At 40.4% G+C, this 18,098-nt stretch carries 14 protein-coding genes; 9 read left to right on the top strand and 5 right to left on the bottom strand.

Features of this window, described 5'->3' with window-relative positions:
- The 3 genes from PSH50_RS04435 to PSH50_RS04445 are packed head-to-tail and all read left to right on the top strand — an operon-like array spanning position 1 to position 2,607.
- Positions 1 to 561 (top strand): YajG family lipoprotein, encoded by a 561-nt coding sequence (locus PSH50_RS04435; RefSeq protein WP_096042114.1) that lies wholly within the window; start codon positions 1 to 3, stop codon positions 559 to 561.
- 2 nt (positions 562 to 563) lie between these two features.
- Positions 564 to 1,181 (top strand): peptidylprolyl isomerase, encoded by a 618-nt coding sequence (locus tag PSH50_RS04440; RefSeq protein ID WP_004587149.1) that lies wholly within the window; start codon positions 564 to 566, stop codon positions 1,179 to 1,181.
- Positions 1,182 to 1,227: 46 nt separating this feature from the next.
- Complete coding sequence (locus PSH50_RS04445; RefSeq protein ID WP_273586216.1) at positions 1,228 to 2,607, top strand: MFS transporter; 1,380 nt, start codon at positions 1,228 to 1,230, stop codon at positions 2,605 to 2,607.
- A gap of 71 nt (positions 2,608 to 2,678) precedes the next feature.
- Here the strand turns inward: PSH50_RS04445 and PSH50_RS04450 are convergent, their stop codons facing one another.
- Positions 2,679 to 2,918: a helix-turn-helix domain-containing protein gene (locus PSH50_RS04450; protein WP_004587151.1), complete on the bottom strand. Its 240-nt coding sequence runs from the start codon at positions 2,916 to 2,918 to the stop codon at positions 2,679 to 2,681.
- Positions 2,919 to 3,417: 499 nt separating this feature from the next.
- Between PSH50_RS04450 and PSH50_RS04455 the strand changes: the two genes are divergently transcribed.
- On the top strand, positions 3,418 to 3,606 hold the full coding sequence (locus PSH50_RS04455) for a hypothetical protein (RefSeq protein WP_004587152.1): 189 nt from the start codon (positions 3,418 to 3,420) through the stop codon (positions 3,604 to 3,606).
- A gap of 48 nt (positions 3,607 to 3,654) precedes the next feature.
- Here the strand turns inward: PSH50_RS04455 and erpA are convergent, their stop codons facing one another.
- Entirely contained in the window at positions 3,655 to 3,993 is a 339-nt protein-coding gene (erpA, locus tag PSH50_RS04460) for an iron-sulfur cluster insertion protein ErpA (RefSeq protein ID WP_002958911.1), read from the bottom strand.
- Positions 3,994 to 4,241: 248 nt separating this feature from the next.
- Here erpA and PSH50_RS04465 point away from each other — a divergent pair, with 248 nt between their 5' ends.
- From PSH50_RS04465 to PSH50_RS04485, 5 genes are all read left to right on the top strand, one after another.
- A complete protein-coding gene (locus tag PSH50_RS04465; protein ID WP_055252948.1) occupies positions 4,242 to 5,924 on the top strand; it encodes a chloride channel protein in 1,683 nt (560 codons plus the stop codon).
- 7 nt (positions 5,925 to 5,931) lie between these two features.
- The gene (locus PSH50_RS04470) at positions 5,932 to 6,366 is read left to right on the top strand and encodes a CopD family protein (RefSeq protein ID WP_024034304.1); all 435 of its coding nucleotides are present in this window, start codon (positions 5,932 to 5,934) and stop codon (positions 6,364 to 6,366) included.
- A gap of 116 nt (positions 6,367 to 6,482) precedes the next feature.
- A complete protein-coding gene (locus PSH50_RS04475) occupies positions 6,483 to 7,499 on the top strand; it encodes an aspartate carbamoyltransferase (protein ID WP_004587156.1) in 1,017 nt (338 codons plus the stop codon).
- Positions 7,500 to 7,534: 35 nt separating this feature from the next.
- Positions 7,535 to 8,815, top strand: coding sequence for a glutamate-1-semialdehyde 2,1-aminomutase (gene hemL / locus PSH50_RS04480; protein WP_004587157.1), 1,281 nt, complete (start codon positions 7,535 to 7,537; stop codon positions 8,813 to 8,815).
- 157 nt (positions 8,816 to 8,972) lie between these two features.
- A complete protein-coding gene (locus tag PSH50_RS04485) occupies positions 8,973 to 10,814 on the top strand; it encodes a methyl-accepting chemotaxis protein (RefSeq protein ID WP_273609326.1) in 1,842 nt (613 codons plus the stop codon).
- A 76-nt stretch (positions 10,815 to 10,890) separates the two neighbouring features.
- Here the strand turns inward: PSH50_RS04485 and PSH50_RS04490 are convergent, their stop codons facing one another.
- From PSH50_RS04490 to PSH50_RS04500, 3 genes are all read right to left on the bottom strand, one after another.
- Positions 10,891 to 13,911, bottom strand: coding sequence for a TonB-dependent receptor (locus PSH50_RS04490; protein WP_024034306.1), 3,021 nt, complete (start codon positions 13,909 to 13,911; stop codon positions 10,891 to 10,893).
- 454 nt (positions 13,912 to 14,365) lie between these two features.
- The gene (mrcB, locus tag PSH50_RS04495; protein ID WP_004587160.1) at positions 14,366 to 16,708 is read right to left on the bottom strand and encodes a penicillin-binding protein 1B; all 2,343 of its coding nucleotides are present in this window, start codon (positions 16,706 to 16,708) and stop codon (positions 14,366 to 14,368) included.
- 149 nt (positions 16,709 to 16,857) lie between these two features.
- Positions 16,858 to 18,087: an ammonium transporter gene (locus PSH50_RS04500; protein ID WP_004587161.1), complete on the bottom strand. Its 1,230-nt coding sequence runs from the start codon at positions 18,085 to 18,087 to the stop codon at positions 16,858 to 16,860.
- Positions 18,088 to 18,098 lie beyond the last annotated feature (11 nt).

The raw sequence follows: 18,098 nt of genomic DNA on the forward strand, positions 1-18,098 counted from the left end.
ATGAAATTAACTAAATTTATTTTAGCCTGTTGCTCCATGCTGGTGTTTAGCGCATGCAGTAACCAGCCAAACCAAGTGATATTAAACCCGGTTTATAAAAGTGGCCAAATTAGCGTTATTTCAGCCAGTTTAAGTACCAGCGTTATTGATTTACGTGGTGATAGCGCCACCCTTAAGCTTGTTGAGTCGGACAAAACCAAAACCTTTGCCAGCCAAGATATTGTAACCTCTGTTAAAAGCGTATTAGATAGCGCGCTAAACCGTAACGGGGCAAGCATTTCTAACCTAGCAACAACCCGCTTTGAACTAGACATTCATGCCTTACAAGCACAGGTGACTGAAAAGCTCATGAGCCATACCAGCGAAGCGCACATTGAGCTAGGCGTACGGGTCATTCGCTCTACCAGCAATTTTAGTAAAGTGTATCGTGGCAGTGCTAATTTAGAAGGGCCGCTGAGCCACGATCGCGCCAAAATTGAAGGTCAACTCAATAAGTTGACGGAACAAATTATAACCCGCATTGTATCGGACCCAGAATTAATTGAATTTTTAGAAGGTTAACAATGAAACGATTTTTAATCTGCTTAAGCCTACTATTTAGTGTAAGCACCTTTGCCGCGCAAGAAGGCCGTTTTGTCCAAAAAGACAATATTTTCCCGCGTGTAGAAATAGTCACGTCATTGGGTAGCATTGTGGTTGAGCTAGACCGCTCAAAAGCCCCTATTACGGTAAATAACTTTTTAACCTACGTAATGGATAAAAGTTACCAAGGCAGTATATTCCACCGTGTAGAACGTGATGTTGAAAACGACCGTGACTTTGTAATACAAGGCGGTGGCTACGATAAAGACCTTGATGGCTTACACGAAAACGACCCTATATTTAACGAAAGTGGCAACGGTTTAAAAAATGATATGTACAGCATCGCTATGGCGTATCAAGACCGTGAACCGCATTCAGGAACTCGCCAGTTCTTTTTTAATATGGATGATAACGATCATTTAAACCCAGGTAGAGATTGGGGCTTTGCCGTGTTTGGCAATGTAATGGATGGTTACGACACACTAGATAAAATTATGGCTGTAGAAACCGGCTTTAATGAAAAAATTGGCTACGACTTTGTACCAAAAACGCCCGTTGTTATTTTAAATATTAAAGTACTTGAGCAAACCCCATTATAAATCACTGAGGTGCAACTAAGTTGCACCCAACGCCAATGAAGGCCCTATGAGCAAAACCCTCTCAGTAAGCGAATATTTCTCGTATTTTAAAGATAAACGTTTAATCAATATTTTTATATTTGGTATGAGCAGTGGTTTTCCATGGGTACTGATTGGCTCTGTGATGTCGGCTTGGCTAAAAGACGAAGGCCTAAGCCGCAGTATGATTGGCTTATTTGGTATTGTATTTGGCGCATATAGCATTAATTTTATGTGGTCGCCGCTTATTGATAGAACCAAACTGCCGTTATTGTACAAATGGTTCGGGCAACGTCGCAGCTGGATTTTATTTTGCCAAAGCTTTATGTTTATTGGCACCCTGCTTTTAGCGGGGCTTGATTTAAAAGCAAACTTAGCGATTGCCGCCGGCTTATGTTTACTCATCGCAGTCGCCTCTGCCACACAAGACATAGCAATTGATGCTTTTAGAATAGACACGTTAAGCGAAAACGAATCTCATAAAGCCACTGCAGCTGCCGCTATGGCCACATCAGGTTGGTGGACAGGTTATGCATTACTAGGGGCTATTCCTTTTTACATGGCCGATATCCCCTCTTTAGATTGGCCACAAGTGTATTACTTTTTAGCCGCTGTTATGTTGATACTAATGAGCGGCGTGTTATTTGCCAAAGAGCCTAAATCAAACCGAGAAGCTGTTCACGCAGAGCTCGAGCGCGTATACCTTGAAAAACTAGTCAGTATTAAACAAACGCCCTTTACTAAGGTGATAGCTTGGCTTGGCGTTACAGTGGTTGATCCCTTTAAAACCTTTTTTGCTAAAAATGGGGTTAAAACAGCCCTTGCCTTATTAGCATTTATTTTCTTATTTAAAATAGGCGAAGCTTTTTTAGGGCGTATGTCGATTGTTTTTTATAAAGAAATAGGCTTTAGCAACAGCGATATAGCCACTTTTTCAAAAGTAGGTACAGCAGTACTCACCATTGCTTTTACCTTTGTGGGCAGCTTGTTCAATCAAAAGTACGGCATTGTAAAAGGGCTATTTATAAGTGGTGTTGCTATGGCGGGGTCTAATTTAGCATTTTCGGCTATTGCGCTGGTTGGCCCTAATTTAGGCTTATACGCTTTTGCTATTGTAATTGACGGCTTTACTCAGGCTTGGTCGTTAGTGGCTATGGTGGCATTTATATCGATGTTATGTGACCGGGCATTTAGTGCAACACATTATGCTTTACTGGCTTCGCTTGGGAATTTAGGGCGTACATTGCTTTCAAGTTACAGTGGTGTGGTTATTGATGATTGGCTAATGGGAAATTGGGCATTATTTTTTGTGTTAACGGCATTAATGGTAATACCTTCGCTGGTGTTTTTATATTTGATTAGGCATAAGCTCTATCAGTTAGAGCAAAATTACCATAAAAATATGTAATGCATCCCTGCATTAACGTGATTTGCTTAGGCCGTTCAAGTGCCCCTTATAACACCCTAAGCAAAACAATATTAATCCGCTTTAATTAAGCCTAGCGCTTCATGCGGATCAACTTCAAGTGCATTACAGTAACGTACAAACTCAATAACATCTAAGCGGCGTTCTTGATTTTCAATCTTACCGATAAATGAGTGAGGTGTTCCTAGCACTTGTGCCAGGCTACGCATTGTATGACCCTTTTCATGGCGTTTTGTTTTAAGCCATTTAGTTAGCTTTTCGTTTTCTTCAGAAGAAACAGTCTTGCCCATCATTTTACATCTCCTACTAGATGATATGACATACCCGTCAAAGCAGTAGTCACACAATGATTGGAGGCATATAAGCAGATACCCACTACATTATTCAATAGCAAGCTATTGCTTAAATAAGCAAAGGTATTGCTACTTATTCAACCTACCAATCTATTCAGTGCTAACCCGCAAAAATAGGATATAGGTTTATTTTTATTAAGAGTGAAATTTTGCCCGTCTCACTCTTGGATACATTATATACTATTAACAGTTCGGTTAAATAATTAATTACATAGTTTGCATAAATTTACCCAACCACTAACCTTTACTTATGCTGAATATTTAAGTTAACGTACCAAAAATATTAAGTTTTTTCCTAAAAAATTAATTGTAAGATAAAAGCACTTTGTTACAAATTAACGTGCGAATAACCTTGCTGTATTGATGTTTAAACAACAGTAAGGGTAAAAAAGTTCCCATAAATAACGTTTTTCCCTAACTAAGGGACTAAAGAGGAAGTATGTTTAGAGTCTTATTTTTGTTGCCTATTTTACTATGCTTTTTATGGTTTTTGTTTTTACGTCACTACGGAGTACCCATTAAACAAGGTAAAAAAGGCTTTTTATACATACTTGCCTTTTCTGCTTTTGTATTAGGCTTTTTTGTATTAATAATGCAGTTTACCCATTACAGCCCAATTGAATTTTAGGCATTAAAAAAGCCGCTAACGCGGCTTTAATAGCTAAGCGTAAATTGCTTAAACGCTAAAACTTGCACCACACCCACAGGTAGTCGTTGCATTAGGATTAGATACAAAAAAGCGTGCACCTTCTAACCCTTCAGTGTAATCCACTTCGCCATCAACTAAGTACTGAATACTCATTGGGTCAATAACCAGGGTTACACCATTTTTAACTATTTCTAAATCGCCAGGATTTGCTTTTTCATCAAAAGTAAAACCATATTGAAAACCAGAACAACCACCACCTGTTACGTAAACACGCAGTTTTAAATCTGGATTTTCTTCTTCGTCGATTAACTGTTTAACACGAACAGCAGCTGCATCGCTGAACTTTATTGGTAATTCTTCAGACATTTTAAAACCCTCAATATCGCAATGGCGTGATTATCTAATACCCGAGTGTTTTAATCAAGTATAGTCAAACATCTCTTGAGGTATCTTAGGCTTTTAACTATTGCTTTAGCCGATACGATAGCAAAATGTGTTTTCAGTGATTGCTGTAATATTTGTTAATATAAGTGTTTAAAATTGCAAAATCACAAGGACTTACCTGCACACTTTTGTTAAACTGCTCGCTGAAAAAATGTGGCGGAGAATACAGCATGTGGCTTGAGCAACTCAGGCGTCGATTAGCAAAACCAAAAACCTCTGTGCAATTATGCTTATTAGGCGTAAGTGCTGGTTTAATTGCTGCATTTTTTATTATTTTATTTCGCTTAACGATTCTGTTTTTTCAAAGCTTATTTTTAGACACTCCCGATAATTTTACGACTATCCCCACTCTTGAACGGGTTTTAATGCCGTTAATTGCTGCCCTACTGATTGCGACATTTGCTGCATTTACTGGCTTTAAGCACTACCGATTAGGCATTCCTTTTGTTATTCATCGCATTAAACGCCACTACGGGCAAATGCCCCTTTACAACACTGTAAATCAATTTGTTGGTGGTGCACTGGCACTTATTAGTGGTTTTTCGGTTGGCCGCGAAGGGCCATCTGTTCATATGGGCGCCACTGGCGCAAGTATATTAGCCGATAAGCTTCATTTACCGCATAACGCCATGCGTACATTAAGTGGCTGTGGTGTCGCCGCGGGTATTGCGGCCTCGTTTAATACCCCTCTGGCTGCGGTTATTTTTGTAATGGAAGTGGTGCTACGTGAGTACAAAGTGCATATTTTTGTACCAATTATGCTTGCCGCACTAACTGGTGCATTAGCAACCCAATTTGTGTTTGGTGAAGGCTCAGAGCTTGCACTTATTAGCATTACGCCATTGAGTGGTTGGCATTACCCATATTTAATTTTATGTGGCATGGCCCTAGGGGCAATTGCCTATAGCTTTAATCAAAATTTAATGCTGATCATAAAAACATTTAAACCTTTAAGCATGTTTCCTCGTTTACTCATTGCAGGTTGTATTGCGAGTATTATTGCCTATGCAGTGCCCCAAGCAATGGGTTCGGGTATGAGCGCGATTACTATTGCGGTTGAATCGCCTGAAAACGCGCAACTACTTACCACTATTTTAATAGCTAAACTGCTAGCGACCTTGTTTGCCATTGGCCTAGGAATACCGGGTGGCTTAATAGGCCCCGTTATTGGGCTAGGTGTATTAACAGGTACTTTAATGGCCTTTTTTGCCCAATTTATAAGCCCAGGTGCTGACATTGCAGGCACATACGGGGTATTAGGAATGGCAGGATTACTCGCAGCTACATTACATGCGCCGTTAGCAGCATTAACTACTGTGATGGAGCTTACGTCCTCGCCAGAGATTATTGTACCGGCCATGTTAGTGATAACAACCGCCTATGTAACGGCGCTGCAAGTATTTGGCAATCGGTCTATATTTTTGCAACAGCTCGATTTTCAGGGGCTACCCTATCATGTATCGCCCGCAACGGAGGCGCTACAAAAAGTGGGCATAATGGATGATATGGATGAGGACTTTAAACTGCTTTATTCAGACGATAAAGAGCAAATTAAAAACACCTTAGACGCCATGGATAGCCAAACCCCTTTAATAGTTTACGATGAAGAAAACGGCTATCGCTTAGCAGAGTACGACCTTACCCTGATGTCGGGCGAAAACATAAATATAAACTACATTAGCTTACAAGGCATTAGCAGCCAGTCGACCTTAGCCGATGCCTTTGATATTTTAAAAGATAAACGCAGCGGCGCCCTGTATGTATACAACTTGCTAGATGATCAGCAAATAATGGGGCTATTACGCTGGGATCAAATAAATAATATTTTAACTATTCGTAACAGCCTACTTTAGGATTCTTATGAGCGCTTTACTAATTTATAAAACACTGCACATTTTTTTTATGATTGCTTGGTTTGCCGGTATTTTTTATTTACCTCGGTTATTTGTATACCACGCAATGAGCGAAGAAAAAGCCTGTAACTCAATGCTTAAAGTGATGGAACGCCGGCTACTCTTTTTTGTTACCCCGTTTGCTATTTTAACGGCCGTTTTTGGTGTACTCACTATTGTAGAATATGGCCGTGAGTGGTTTAGATACAGCATGTGGCTGCACTACAAACTGGTACTGGTCATTATTTTATATCTATATCACGGCTACTGCTTTAAATTACTGAGCGACTTTAAACACGATAGAAATACCAAAACGGACCGCTTTTATCGTATTTTTAATGAGCTCCCAGTTATTGCGCTACTAATTATTGTTGCGCTTGCGGTAATAAAACCTAATTTATAAGCTGTGTAGCGCATGTTAAACTGCGCTGCAATTTACAATACTTGCTATAACACGCGCGATTGCGTGCCCCATTTTAATGGATTATCGCGCCCCTTTGATTGATTAGGAATAACCCCATGTTAAGTTTCCAAGGTGAACATATACTGTCGGTAAATCAACTCGACAGAGACTGCATTGAGCGTATTTTTGCAGTAGCGAAAAAAATGGAGCCTTATGCTAAAAAACAAAAGCAAACAACAGTGCTAGAAGGCGCTATTTTAGCTAATTTGTTTTTTGAACCAAGCACGCGTACGCGTGTAAGCTTTGGTACTGCCTTTAATTTATTAGGCGGTGGCGTGCGCGAAACAACCGGCATGCAAAGCTCAGCTCTTGCTAAAGGCGAATCGCTTTACGACACTGCGCGCGTTATTTCAGCGTACGCTGATGCCGTCGCTATGCGCCACCCTGATGCAGGCTCGGTAAGCGAATTTGCAGACGGTTGTACCGTACCGGTAATTAACGGTGGCGATGGCCCAAACGAGCACCCTACTCAAGCACTACTTGACTTGCTTACTATTGAGCGCGAACTCAATCGGTTTGACCAAAACATTGATGGCATGCATATCGCCTTAGTTGGCGATTTAAAATATGGCCGCACAGTACATTCATTATCTAAATTATTGTGCCATTACAAAAACGTAAAATTTTCGATGGTAGCGCCCGATGGCCTACAAATGCCAACGAGTATTTTAGATGCGGTAGAAAATGCAGGCCATAAAATACAATTAGTAAACAAAATGGAAGGGAACTTAGCAGCCGATATTGTGTACCAAACACGTATTCAAGAAGAGCGCTTCCCTTCACAAGAAGAAGCTAATAAATACCGTGGCGGCTTTAGAATTAGCCAATCAATTTATAACGCGCACTGTAAGCCAAACTCCGTGCTTATGCACCCGCTCCCACGCGATAGCCGTTTAGAAGCTAATGAGCTTGATAACGACTTAAACAGTAACGACAATTTAGCTATATTCCGCCAAGTACAAAATGGCGTGTTAATTCGTATGGCACTGTTTGCTTTAACCCTCGGCGTAGAAAACAAAGTCGAGCAATATGAAGTAGACGTACCTTGGTTTAGCCGCAAACGCGACAGCTAAACACTTTTACCAAGCGACAACTAATAGGATTTTTCATGACAATTAGCCAAGATTTATTTAATCGTGCACAAACTTCAATTCCTGGTGGCGTAAATTCACCTGTACGTGCATTTAACGGGGTAGGTGGCACGCCACTATTTATTACCAAAGCCGAGGGTGCATTTACCTTTGATGCCGATGGCAACCGTTATATTGATTACGTAGGTTCGTGGGGTCCGATGATCATGGGACATAACCACCCAGCTATAAAGCAAGCTGTTCACGAAGCGGTAGAAAACGGTTTAAGTTATGGGGCGCCCACTGAAGCTGAAATTTTAATGGCCGAAAAAGTAAAAGCGCTTGTCCCATCAATCGAAAAAGTACGCATGGTAAGCTCGGGTACCGAAGCAACAATGAGCGCCATTCGCTTAGCTCGTGGCTATACAGGGCGTGATAAAATCCTTAAGTTTGAAGGTTGTTACCACGGCCATGCCGACTCATTATTAGTAAAAGCTGGCTCTGGCGCATTAACCATGGGTGTGCCAAATTCACCTGGTATCCCTGAGGATTTTGCAAAGCACACACTTACCGTATCGTTTAATAACCTTGATGAAGTAAAAGCGGTATTTGAAAAATACGCAGACGACATTGCCTGTATTATCGTTGAGCCAGTAGCGGGTAACATGAACTGTATTCCTCCTGTAGAAGGCTTTTTAGAAGGCTTGCGTGCAGTATGTGATGAGTACAAATCGGTGCTTATTTTTGACGAAGTAATGACCGGTTTTCGTGTTGCATTAGGTGGCGCTCAGGCGTATTACAACATAAAACCTGACTTAACATGTTTAGGTAAAGTCATTGGCGGCGGCATGCCTGTTGGTGCCTTTGGCGGCAAAACCGAAATTATGGATTACATTGCGCCAGTAGGTCCGGTTTACCAAGCCGGTACACTTTCTGGTAACCCTATTGCAATGGCTGCGGGTTTAAAATCGCTTGAGCTATTAAGTGAACCAGGTTTGCACGATAAGTTAGAAGCTATTTCTAAAGCTATTTGTGAAGGTTTTGAAGCAGGCGCTAAAAAAGCAGGCATTCCTTTAACCACTAACTACGCTGGCGGTATGTATGGCTTTTTCTTCACTGAAGCAGAAAAAGTAACCACTTATAAACAAGCTACAGAATGTGATTTAGAACGCTTTAAACGCTTTTTCCACTTAATGCTTGAAGAAGGCGTATACCTAGCACCTTCTGCATTTGAAGCAGGCTTTGTGTGTGCTGCGCACACAGAGCAAGAAGTACAAGCGACTATAGAAGCTGCAGAGCGCGCCTTCGCTAAGCTATAAGCATCCAATACATGTGTTAATAATGTGCGTTATTAACTCTGTAGTTAAAAAAAGCCCTTACGGGCTTTTTTTATTTGTGCGTATTGATAATTGAATGGTTTTTAGCCTTTATACGGTCTCACTTTTTAGACTCACTTTTACCCCACAAGAGAAACGTATGACGAGCTTAAGGCACTTAGCAGCACCTGCTATATCATTAATGGGCAACTTAAAATATAAAACTAAAATTGGTTTAGTTTTTGGTATTTTATTATTACCCCTTGCGCTTAGTTTGTTTTTTTTAGTCTCTTTATTAAGCGAGAGTATAAGCGTCTCTCAAATGCAAAAACAAGGTTTACTGAGCTACAGAGACATTCTTGCAAATCAAATGCAGGGTGAAACCTATAAAAATATAAAAGTAGCAAAAGCACGTGGTTTTAATGTAAAAGATGAGCAAATGAATGACGTACTTGAGCTGGTTTCAATACAGTCTAATTTAGCCTTAGATAACCAACTTGCGAGTGCTTATGTTAATCGCGCATTAGTTACGCCTATACCTGCGCTTATCATGCAGATAAATGCGACAGCGCAAAGCGCTAATACTGTTCTTACTAATCAGCGTTTTACACCAGAGACTTTTATTGCGCTTTCAAACTTAAGTAAGTCGCTCCCTTTGTACCAGCAGCAACTCGATAAAATACTTACAATTGCCACCACGGCCGATGCATCTGTAAATAAAGCACTCACGCCCTCTCTCACTAATTTACATAACGCCATAGCCGCTTTTAAAACAGCCATTGATAAAAAGCTGCTTGAACCAGATGGTATACAGCTTACACAAAACGAATTTGCAGGGCTTACCAGCCAAGTGCTTAGTCGTATTAGCCAACTAATTGATAAAAGCATCCCTACCCTTGAATCGCTAATAAATGAAAAACTGAACACGCAACGCTTGACAAGAAACACTGTATTAGCTGCATCATTAATTAGTTTATTGATTGCATTTTACTTAATGGTTGGTTTTTACTTTGCTGTGGTCGATACCATTAATCGCTTTGCCGAAGCTGCGCAAAGTGCAGCAAATGGCGATTTAAATGCGGTTATCAACTCAAGTACTAATGATGAAATGGATATTATTGCAGCGCGATATAACGCACTTCTTAATGCCTTTTCAAAACTTTTAGAGAATGTAAAAGCAAGTACTGTGGAGCTATGCGGCGCCACTAAATCACTTTCACAGGCAAGCAGCCAAACGAGTAACTATGTTGAAAAACAGCAAATACGGGTAAACGCGATTCATGATGCACTAAGTAATATGGAGCAAAGTGCAGTGAGTGTAGAAGAGTCTGCTAATCAAGCGATGTTAACAGCACAAGATGCCGCGCAGCATGTAAAGCAAGGCTCTAACAACACCATGGAACTTGCCAAATACATGCAAGACCTTCAGGTTGAATTTACCGAAAGCCAACAAGCCTTAGATAGACTCGCTCAAGATAGCCAAGAAATTAGTAAAGTAAGTAAAGGCATTAGCGAAATAGCCGATCAAACTAACTTACTTGCACTTAATGCTGCTATAGAAGCCGCACGAGCCGGTGAACATGGCCGTGGTTTTGCCGTGGTAGCTGATGAAGTAAGAACCCTTGCGCAGCGTACACAAACTCAAACCCAAGAAATTCACCAAATAATTAGCTCACTCCAACAAGCTTCTGACGATACACAACAAAAAATGCACTCAAGTGTCCAGAAGATGGAACAATCGGTAAAAGCCGCCACCGAAACAAACGATATTTTACAAAGTGCAGAGCAAAGCATGGGCGATATAAAACATCAAGGCGAAGAGATAGCACTGCGGGTTAAAGAGCAATCTAACGCAACCACCCAAGCATTAAGTGATGCACAAGAAGTAAGTAACTTAGCTGATCAAACTCTTCTCTCTGCGCAATCTACACTGCAAGACGCACAGCAACTTAGTCAGCTCTCTGATGACTTAACTAAATCAATGCAGTTTTTTAAATCTTGAAAATAATAAAAGTGCTTTTAAATTACAAAAAACCCTTCGATTAAGAAGGGTTTTTAAGGTTAGTTATTAATAAGTATTAAAAGCGAGCTTCCAAACCTATACGAACGTAACGTGGTGTTTGCCAAGAGTATGCAGCATCATGGTACGCATTTACTTCACCTTCATTTTGCTCATAGTGTTCATTCAGTGATGACTCTGTTTGCGAGTTGAAAATGTTAAATACATTAACCGATGCACGCATGTCGATATCAGATACTGTGAAATCATATGCAGCAGATAAATCTAAGTTAAATACCCAAGGTGTACGGCCATTTGTGCCTCGGCTATGTTTTTCATAGATTTTCTCATCTTGATCACAGTCGCCGTTGCCATTTGTATCTGGACACTCATTAGTATAAATGTAGAAAGTATCACCCCAACCGCCATTTAAATTTGGATCGGTAGATGGATAGCCTTGACCAAATAAGCTCTTAGGACGCCCGCTTTGTAAAGTAGCATTCCAGCCTACAGTTAAGTCTTCCATTGGCTCCCAACTACCAAAGAATTTAAATGTATGGCGTCTATCATTAGGTTGATAGCCCTGAGATCCATCCATAACTGCTGGGAAGTCAAAGTCTTGGGTAATACCCGCATCTGCTTGACCAATATCTGATTTAACAGCACCTTCAAAATTACCTACACTTCTAGCCCATGTATAACCAAACTGATAACGAATAGTGTCAGCTTTATAGTCAAGGCTAAACTCTACAGCGGTGTATTCATTATTTGCTTTAGGTAGGCCTATTGTTTCTGCTGAATAGGTAGTTAAAGAACCACTATCTGGAACACCGTCGTTATTGAATGATGAATCTCCCCAATCGGTTCCATTCCAGTAGTAACCATCACTGTACCAGCTAGACGAATCACCAGGGTTTATCATTACGCAGTAAGGGTATGCATATCGCCCACAGTAGTCATCTAATGCTGTTGCAACTTCGCGGTATATACCTTTAACACCTACTGTATATTCATCATTTAAAGCTTGCTGTATACCAATAATATATTCATCTTTAGAGAATGGATCTGCCTCTTGCGCTTGGAAGATATCTTTTTCAGGTATAACCGGTACACCACTCACTTGCTGTGAGTTTTGAATACCACCATTCCCAAGCGTATCAGCTAATGGTGTTAGGCCTGTTGGTGCGCCAGTTTGCGAATCAACACCAGTATATGTATAAGCTGTGGTTATATCACTAACCCCTGATGCGGCTCTAAAAATAGTATTATTGGCTACGGGTAAGTAATAACGCCCATATGTACCATAAACTTTAGTGTCGCCTGTACCTGTAGGATCCCATGTGAAGCCTAGTCTAGGTGCAATATCTGTTTCAAAGCTAGTTAGTAACTTACCAGTCGTACCCCAGCTATCAAACTCATCAATACGTAAGCCAACTTTAACTGAGAAATCCTCTGTTACTTGCCACTGATCTTCTATGTAGTAAGCTGTTAACTCTGATTCAAAGCTGCCGCCGCCATCAAAGATACGGTCTTCAACATAGTCAAGCGCGGCACCAGTGTTATTTGTTAGTGCGCCATTATCGGCTTGCCAACTACCATTATCTGCAAGAGTTCTGTAATCATAGCTGTGGCCACCGATAGGACTACTTATATTCTCAGACTTACGCTCTTGGTAATCAATACCAAATGTTATTTCATGGTCATTCCATACATATTCAACATCTAATCGGTATTGGGTATTTTCATCATTATTGGCACCAAAGCTACCGCCTGCACCACAGCCAGTGATTGGATTAGCAGTACCTCGAGAGTCGGTAATAGATGGACAAACCAAGTTTTCTGATTGCGTTTCATATTCGGTTTTAATATTACCAGCCATTGCAGTAACAACTAGGTCTTCGGTTAAAACACCCGTATAACTTAAGCTTTGTGCTTCACCACCACGCTTTAAAATGGCGCCATCGATGCGATCGCCCACAGTACCGTTATTGTATTCGTATACTGAACGCTCAATATCACGACGATTAGAATAAGCAAAGTAGCTTAACCTATGGTTTTCATTAATATCCCAATCAAGCTTACCGCCCCAAAATAAATTATCGCCACCAGAAGCTGATTCATTACGGTATTGATCGTTTGGCGAAAATTCATCTCCACCCCACGTGTATGTAGACTCAGTATCTCTTGGGTTAATTAATCCATAGAAAAACAACGTGTCTTCAATTAGAGGACCACCAGCAGAAATAGTCACATCTGTTTTGCTATCAGTGTCTAAGCTTTCATCTCTAAATATTTGACCTGCGCCATTGTTACCACGAGAAATACTTCCCTCTTCTTGCAAAGAGTCTGGTTGAAATTGCACAACTGCCGCAAATTCCCACTCATTTGTACCACTTTTAGTAGTTGTATTTATGGTACCACCGGTTGCGCGGCCAAATTTGGCAGAGTAACCACCCGTTTTAACTTGGAACTGGTCATAGAACTCAAACGGTACTTCACCACAACCAAGGCCTTGGCGTGTATTAGTAACCTCTAAGCCATTAATATAACATGCATTTTCAGCTACTGATGAGCCACCAAACGACGCAGTATTACCAAAAGCACTGTCTCCTTTAACAGCTCCTGGAGCCAACAATGCAACCGAGGTAAGATCTCTATTTATCGGCATACGGTCTATTTCAGCATCTGTAATAACTAGGCCAGAATCGGCAGTTGTTAAATCAATCGAAGAAATACGAGCGCCTAATACTTGAATTACTTCAGGACCGGAATCACTGACTTGTGCTAAATCAAAGCTCGCTTTTGCATTAGCACCTAATGAAACGCGCACACTATCTTCAGCTACAACGGCGCCGTTTTTTAAGATTTGTATTTGATAGCTACCTGAAGGCAATGAAGCAAATCGAAATGAACCGTCTTCAGAAATATTTAATGTTCTTTCTAACCCTGTTGCAGGATTTTTTACTGTTACGGTATACCCTGCTGTAGTAGAAATATTATCGATAGAACCTACAACATCAGATGCCACTGCTGGAAGCGCTACACCTAGTGAAGCGAGAACCGCTATTGCCGTAAGATTTTTTTTGAAAATATTTTTCATACTCTTATCCCTGTTAAGTTTATAATTATTTTTGCACTTTATACAAAATGCATACAGAGGGTAACAAAAGGGTACAAATTGTAAATATGTTAATTAAATAAAGATAAAATAGAAATAAAAATAATTTAAAAACAACAACTTAAATTTAATTTTACATGTTTATTTGTGAAATATAAGATTCTCAATGTTAATTTAAAGAAACAAAAACAAGCCGTTAATTAACAACAATTCAGTTAATTAAACTATTAACATACTCGTTACAAGGCTCTTATTTTTAATCTCGCAAAGTGCTACTTTACTCTAATTATACTTACTGCTTTTTAATTTATTTATAAGAAAACAAGCTAAAAAAAGTAATTAAAATTTATTTAGTTTCAAATTTTGATTGTTAGATAGTGAAGCAAATATAATAAAACCGCTGAGTTAGCGGTTTTATTATTAAGGTTTTATTTTATTAGCGTATACACTGCGGCCTAGGTTCAAACTCACTGGCTCTTAGTGGTAACTGAATGACTTTTCCGCATCCGGGCGGTGCTTGTAAACCCGTTCTTTCATTGACGAAAGCCCATCTTATTGATGGCGGGCGTGTATCTGCTATTGCTTCAGGGTTGAGCGGTTTTAAGTAACGAATATAAGCTTCTAACGCGCCCACACTCCCTGTTAAACCGGTGCTTCTATTATCGTCTCTACCAAGCCATGCAACGGTCACTGTGTTTTGATCAAACCCTGCAAACCAACTATCACGTAAATCATTACTAGTGCCTGTTTTACCGGCAAGCTGAATTGATGGAAAGTGTAAATTTAAACGCTTAGCGGTGCCGTCCTTTGTTACTCGCTTCATGGCATATTTAGTCATATATACAGCGTCTTTTGCAAAGCGCGGCTCAGACTTAACTTTATGCTTATACAAAACGTTACCTACCGAGTCTGTTAGGGCAGATACAGAGGTAAGCTCTCTATACTCGCCATCTGCTGCGATAGTGGTATAAAGCTGAGCAACCTCAAAGCTCGACATTTCTACAGCACCAAGTAGCAGCGAGGGGTATTCATCTATATTACCTTTTGCGCCTAATCCTTTGAGCGTATTTGCTACTTTATCAACACCTACATCTAGGCCTAAATTTACTGCAGGAATATTAATACTGTTACTAAAGGCTTTATAAAGTGGCAATGCACCTCGGTATTGGTGATCAAAGTTCTCAGGTTGCCACACTTTACCTTGCTCATTTGTTACCTGCACAGGGGAGTCATCAAGTAATGTGGCTAAGTTATAGTGTGGTAACTGCAGGGCTGTTAAGTACACCGCGGGTTTAACTAAAGAGCCAATATTTCGTTTAGTATCGAGCACTCGGTTAAAACCTGAGTAGCGAACATCGCGCCCCGACACTAAAGCCGACACACCGCCTTTTTCTACATTAACTGAGATCATGGCTGCTTCGAGTTTATCGGTGTTAGGGCGTTTTTCTAAATACGGTAAACTTTTTTGAATGGACTCTTCCATTGCCGTTTGTTTTTGCAAATCAAAGTAAGTAAATACACGCACACCGGCATCTAGTGTTTTTTGATCAGGTAATAACTGCTTAAGCTCACGGTTTACAAGTTCTAAAAAGCCAGGGTATGACTTTTGTAAACTTGCTTTCATAGGCGCTATATCAATTGGGCGTTTAAGTGATGCACGGTATTCTTTTGTAGTTAGTAGCTTGTTTTCAACCATTAAGCGCAGTACTAGGTCGCGACGCTCCATAGTGCGTTCTTTATAGCGACGAGGATTGTAATACGAAGGCCCTTTGACCATCGCCACCAGCAGCGCTATTTGGTCATATTCCAGCTCATCAACAGGCTTTGAAAAATAAAACTCAGAGGCCAAGCCCATGCCATGCACGCCTTGGTTATAAGATTGCCCTAGGTAAACTTCATTTAAATAAGCTTCTAAAATCTGATCTTTTGAATAACGGTAATCTAGAATAAGCGCAATAAATGCCTCATTTATTTTACGCACTAAAGAGCGCTCACGCGTTAGGTATATATTTTTTGCAAGCTGCTGCGTTAAGGTGCTACCACCTTGCACGGTACGCCCTGCTTTAATGTTTGAATAAAGCGCGCGCAAAATAGAAAATACCGACACACCATGGTGCTGATAAAAATCCCGATCTTCTACCACTAATAACGTGTCTTTCAACATAGGCGGAAACTTATCAAGCGGTACAAACTCTCTATCTTGCTTTGAATCATTTCCAATACGGGCTATTTGCACAGGCTCTAGGCGAGCGCTGTTTAGGCGCCTGCCAAATTTATCTTTAATGGTTGCTACCTTTTGCCCCGCAAAACGCAGCTCAATAATGTGCGATTCTTCAAGGCCATCATAAAACTCAAAGTCGCGTCGGTAAATTTTTATGCTATCGGCTGTTTTTACAAACTGCCCCGTGCGGCTTAGCCTATTAACTGATGAATAATTGAGGCGCTCAAGCTCCCACACAACCTCTTGGCTAGATAAAAACTGCCCTGGGTAAAACTCCATTGAGCGTGCGTATACTTGGGCAGGTAACTGCCATTTATTACCTTCAAATATACGTGTTGTTTTTGAATCTAAATAAATAAGATACATGGCCATAGCAATAAAAACAGCTAAGCTCAATTTCCAAAAAACAGACCATGTTTTTCGCATAAATGTGCGTTTAACAACAGTGTTTGACGTTTTTTTAGTCGTTTTTGATTTAGCTTTACGTGGCGAGCTGGTTGCTTTAGGTGCACGCTTAGGAGTGGTTTTACTACTGGGTGTTTTTTTGTTGTCAGCCATTTAAGTGTAATTTATTCCAAGGTTTATTCACGAGTGTGAGCTTAGCATATTGGGTATAGCCTAACACCTGAAAAGTTAACCTTCCCTGAAACGAAAAAAAGCCCTACCAAGGTAGGGCTTTGTGAACACAATGATTAATCTATTTAATATTAGTTACTGCGAACAGATACAAACTCAGGGTAAGCATCAACACCACAATCGTGTTGGTCCATACCGCTTAACTCTTCTTCTTCGGTTACGCGAATACCCATAGTTTGCTTTAAAATAGCCCACACAATAAATGAAGCTACAAAAACAAAGGCTAAAATAGTCACTAAACCAATCAGCTGTGTTACAAAGTTTGCATCGCCGTTAGATACAGGCACTAACATAATACCTAACGCGCCACATACACCGTGAACAGAGATAGCACCTACTGGGTCATCAATCTTCGCTTTATCTAGAGCTACAATGCTAAATACAACCAGTGAGCCACCTAAAATACCTAGTAAACACGCCATTAATGGAGATGGTGAAAGTGGGTCTGCTGTAATAACAACTAAACCTGCTAGTGCGCCGTTTAGTACCATAGTTAAATCAGCTTTACCCCATAACACTTTACATACAAACAGTGCAGCAATTGCACCCATTGCCGCTGCGGCATTGGTGTTAAGTAAAATTTGACCTACAGCTGTTGCATTTTCTTTATCTGAAAGAAGTAATTGCGAACCACCGTTAAAACCAAACCAACCCATCCATAAAATAAACGTACCTAATGTAGCAAGTGGTAGGTTAGAACCTGGAATTGGGTAAATTTCACCGTTTTTACCGTATTTACCTTTACGAGCGCCAAGTAAAATTACACCTGCTAAAGCAGCTGCAGCACCAGCACCATGAACAATGGCAGAGCCTGCAAAATCAACAAAGCCCATTTCTGATAAGAAACCGCCGCCCCATGTCCAGTAACCTTCCATTGGGTAAATAAAGCCAGTTAAAACAACTGCAAATGCTAAGAAAGCAAATAACTTCATACGTTCAGCAACCGCACCCGATACAATCGACATAGCCGTTGCAACAAATACTACTTGGAAGAAAAAGTCAGATTCTAAAGAGTGGTCAGCATCGGCCGCTTGCGTGCCAATTAATGCGCCAATTGAAGGGATAATGCCGCCTTCAGCGTTGTCTACATACATAATGTTGTAGCCAACTAATAAAAACATGGTACATGCGATAGAATACAGCGCCACGTTTTTAGTTAAAATTTCAGTGGTGTTTTTAGAGCGAACTAAACCCGCTTCTAACATGGCAAAACCTGCTGCCATCCACATTACTAATATACCCGACACCAGAAAATAAAAGGTATCGAGTGAAAATTTGAGTTCTACAATTGTGTTTTCCATTAATCAGCCCC

The organism is Pseudoalteromonas sp. Angola-7 (assembly GCF_028599255.1).
Taxonomy (GTDB): domain Bacteria; phylum Pseudomonadota; class Gammaproteobacteria; order Enterobacterales; family Alteromonadaceae; genus Pseudoalteromonas; species Pseudoalteromonas atlantica.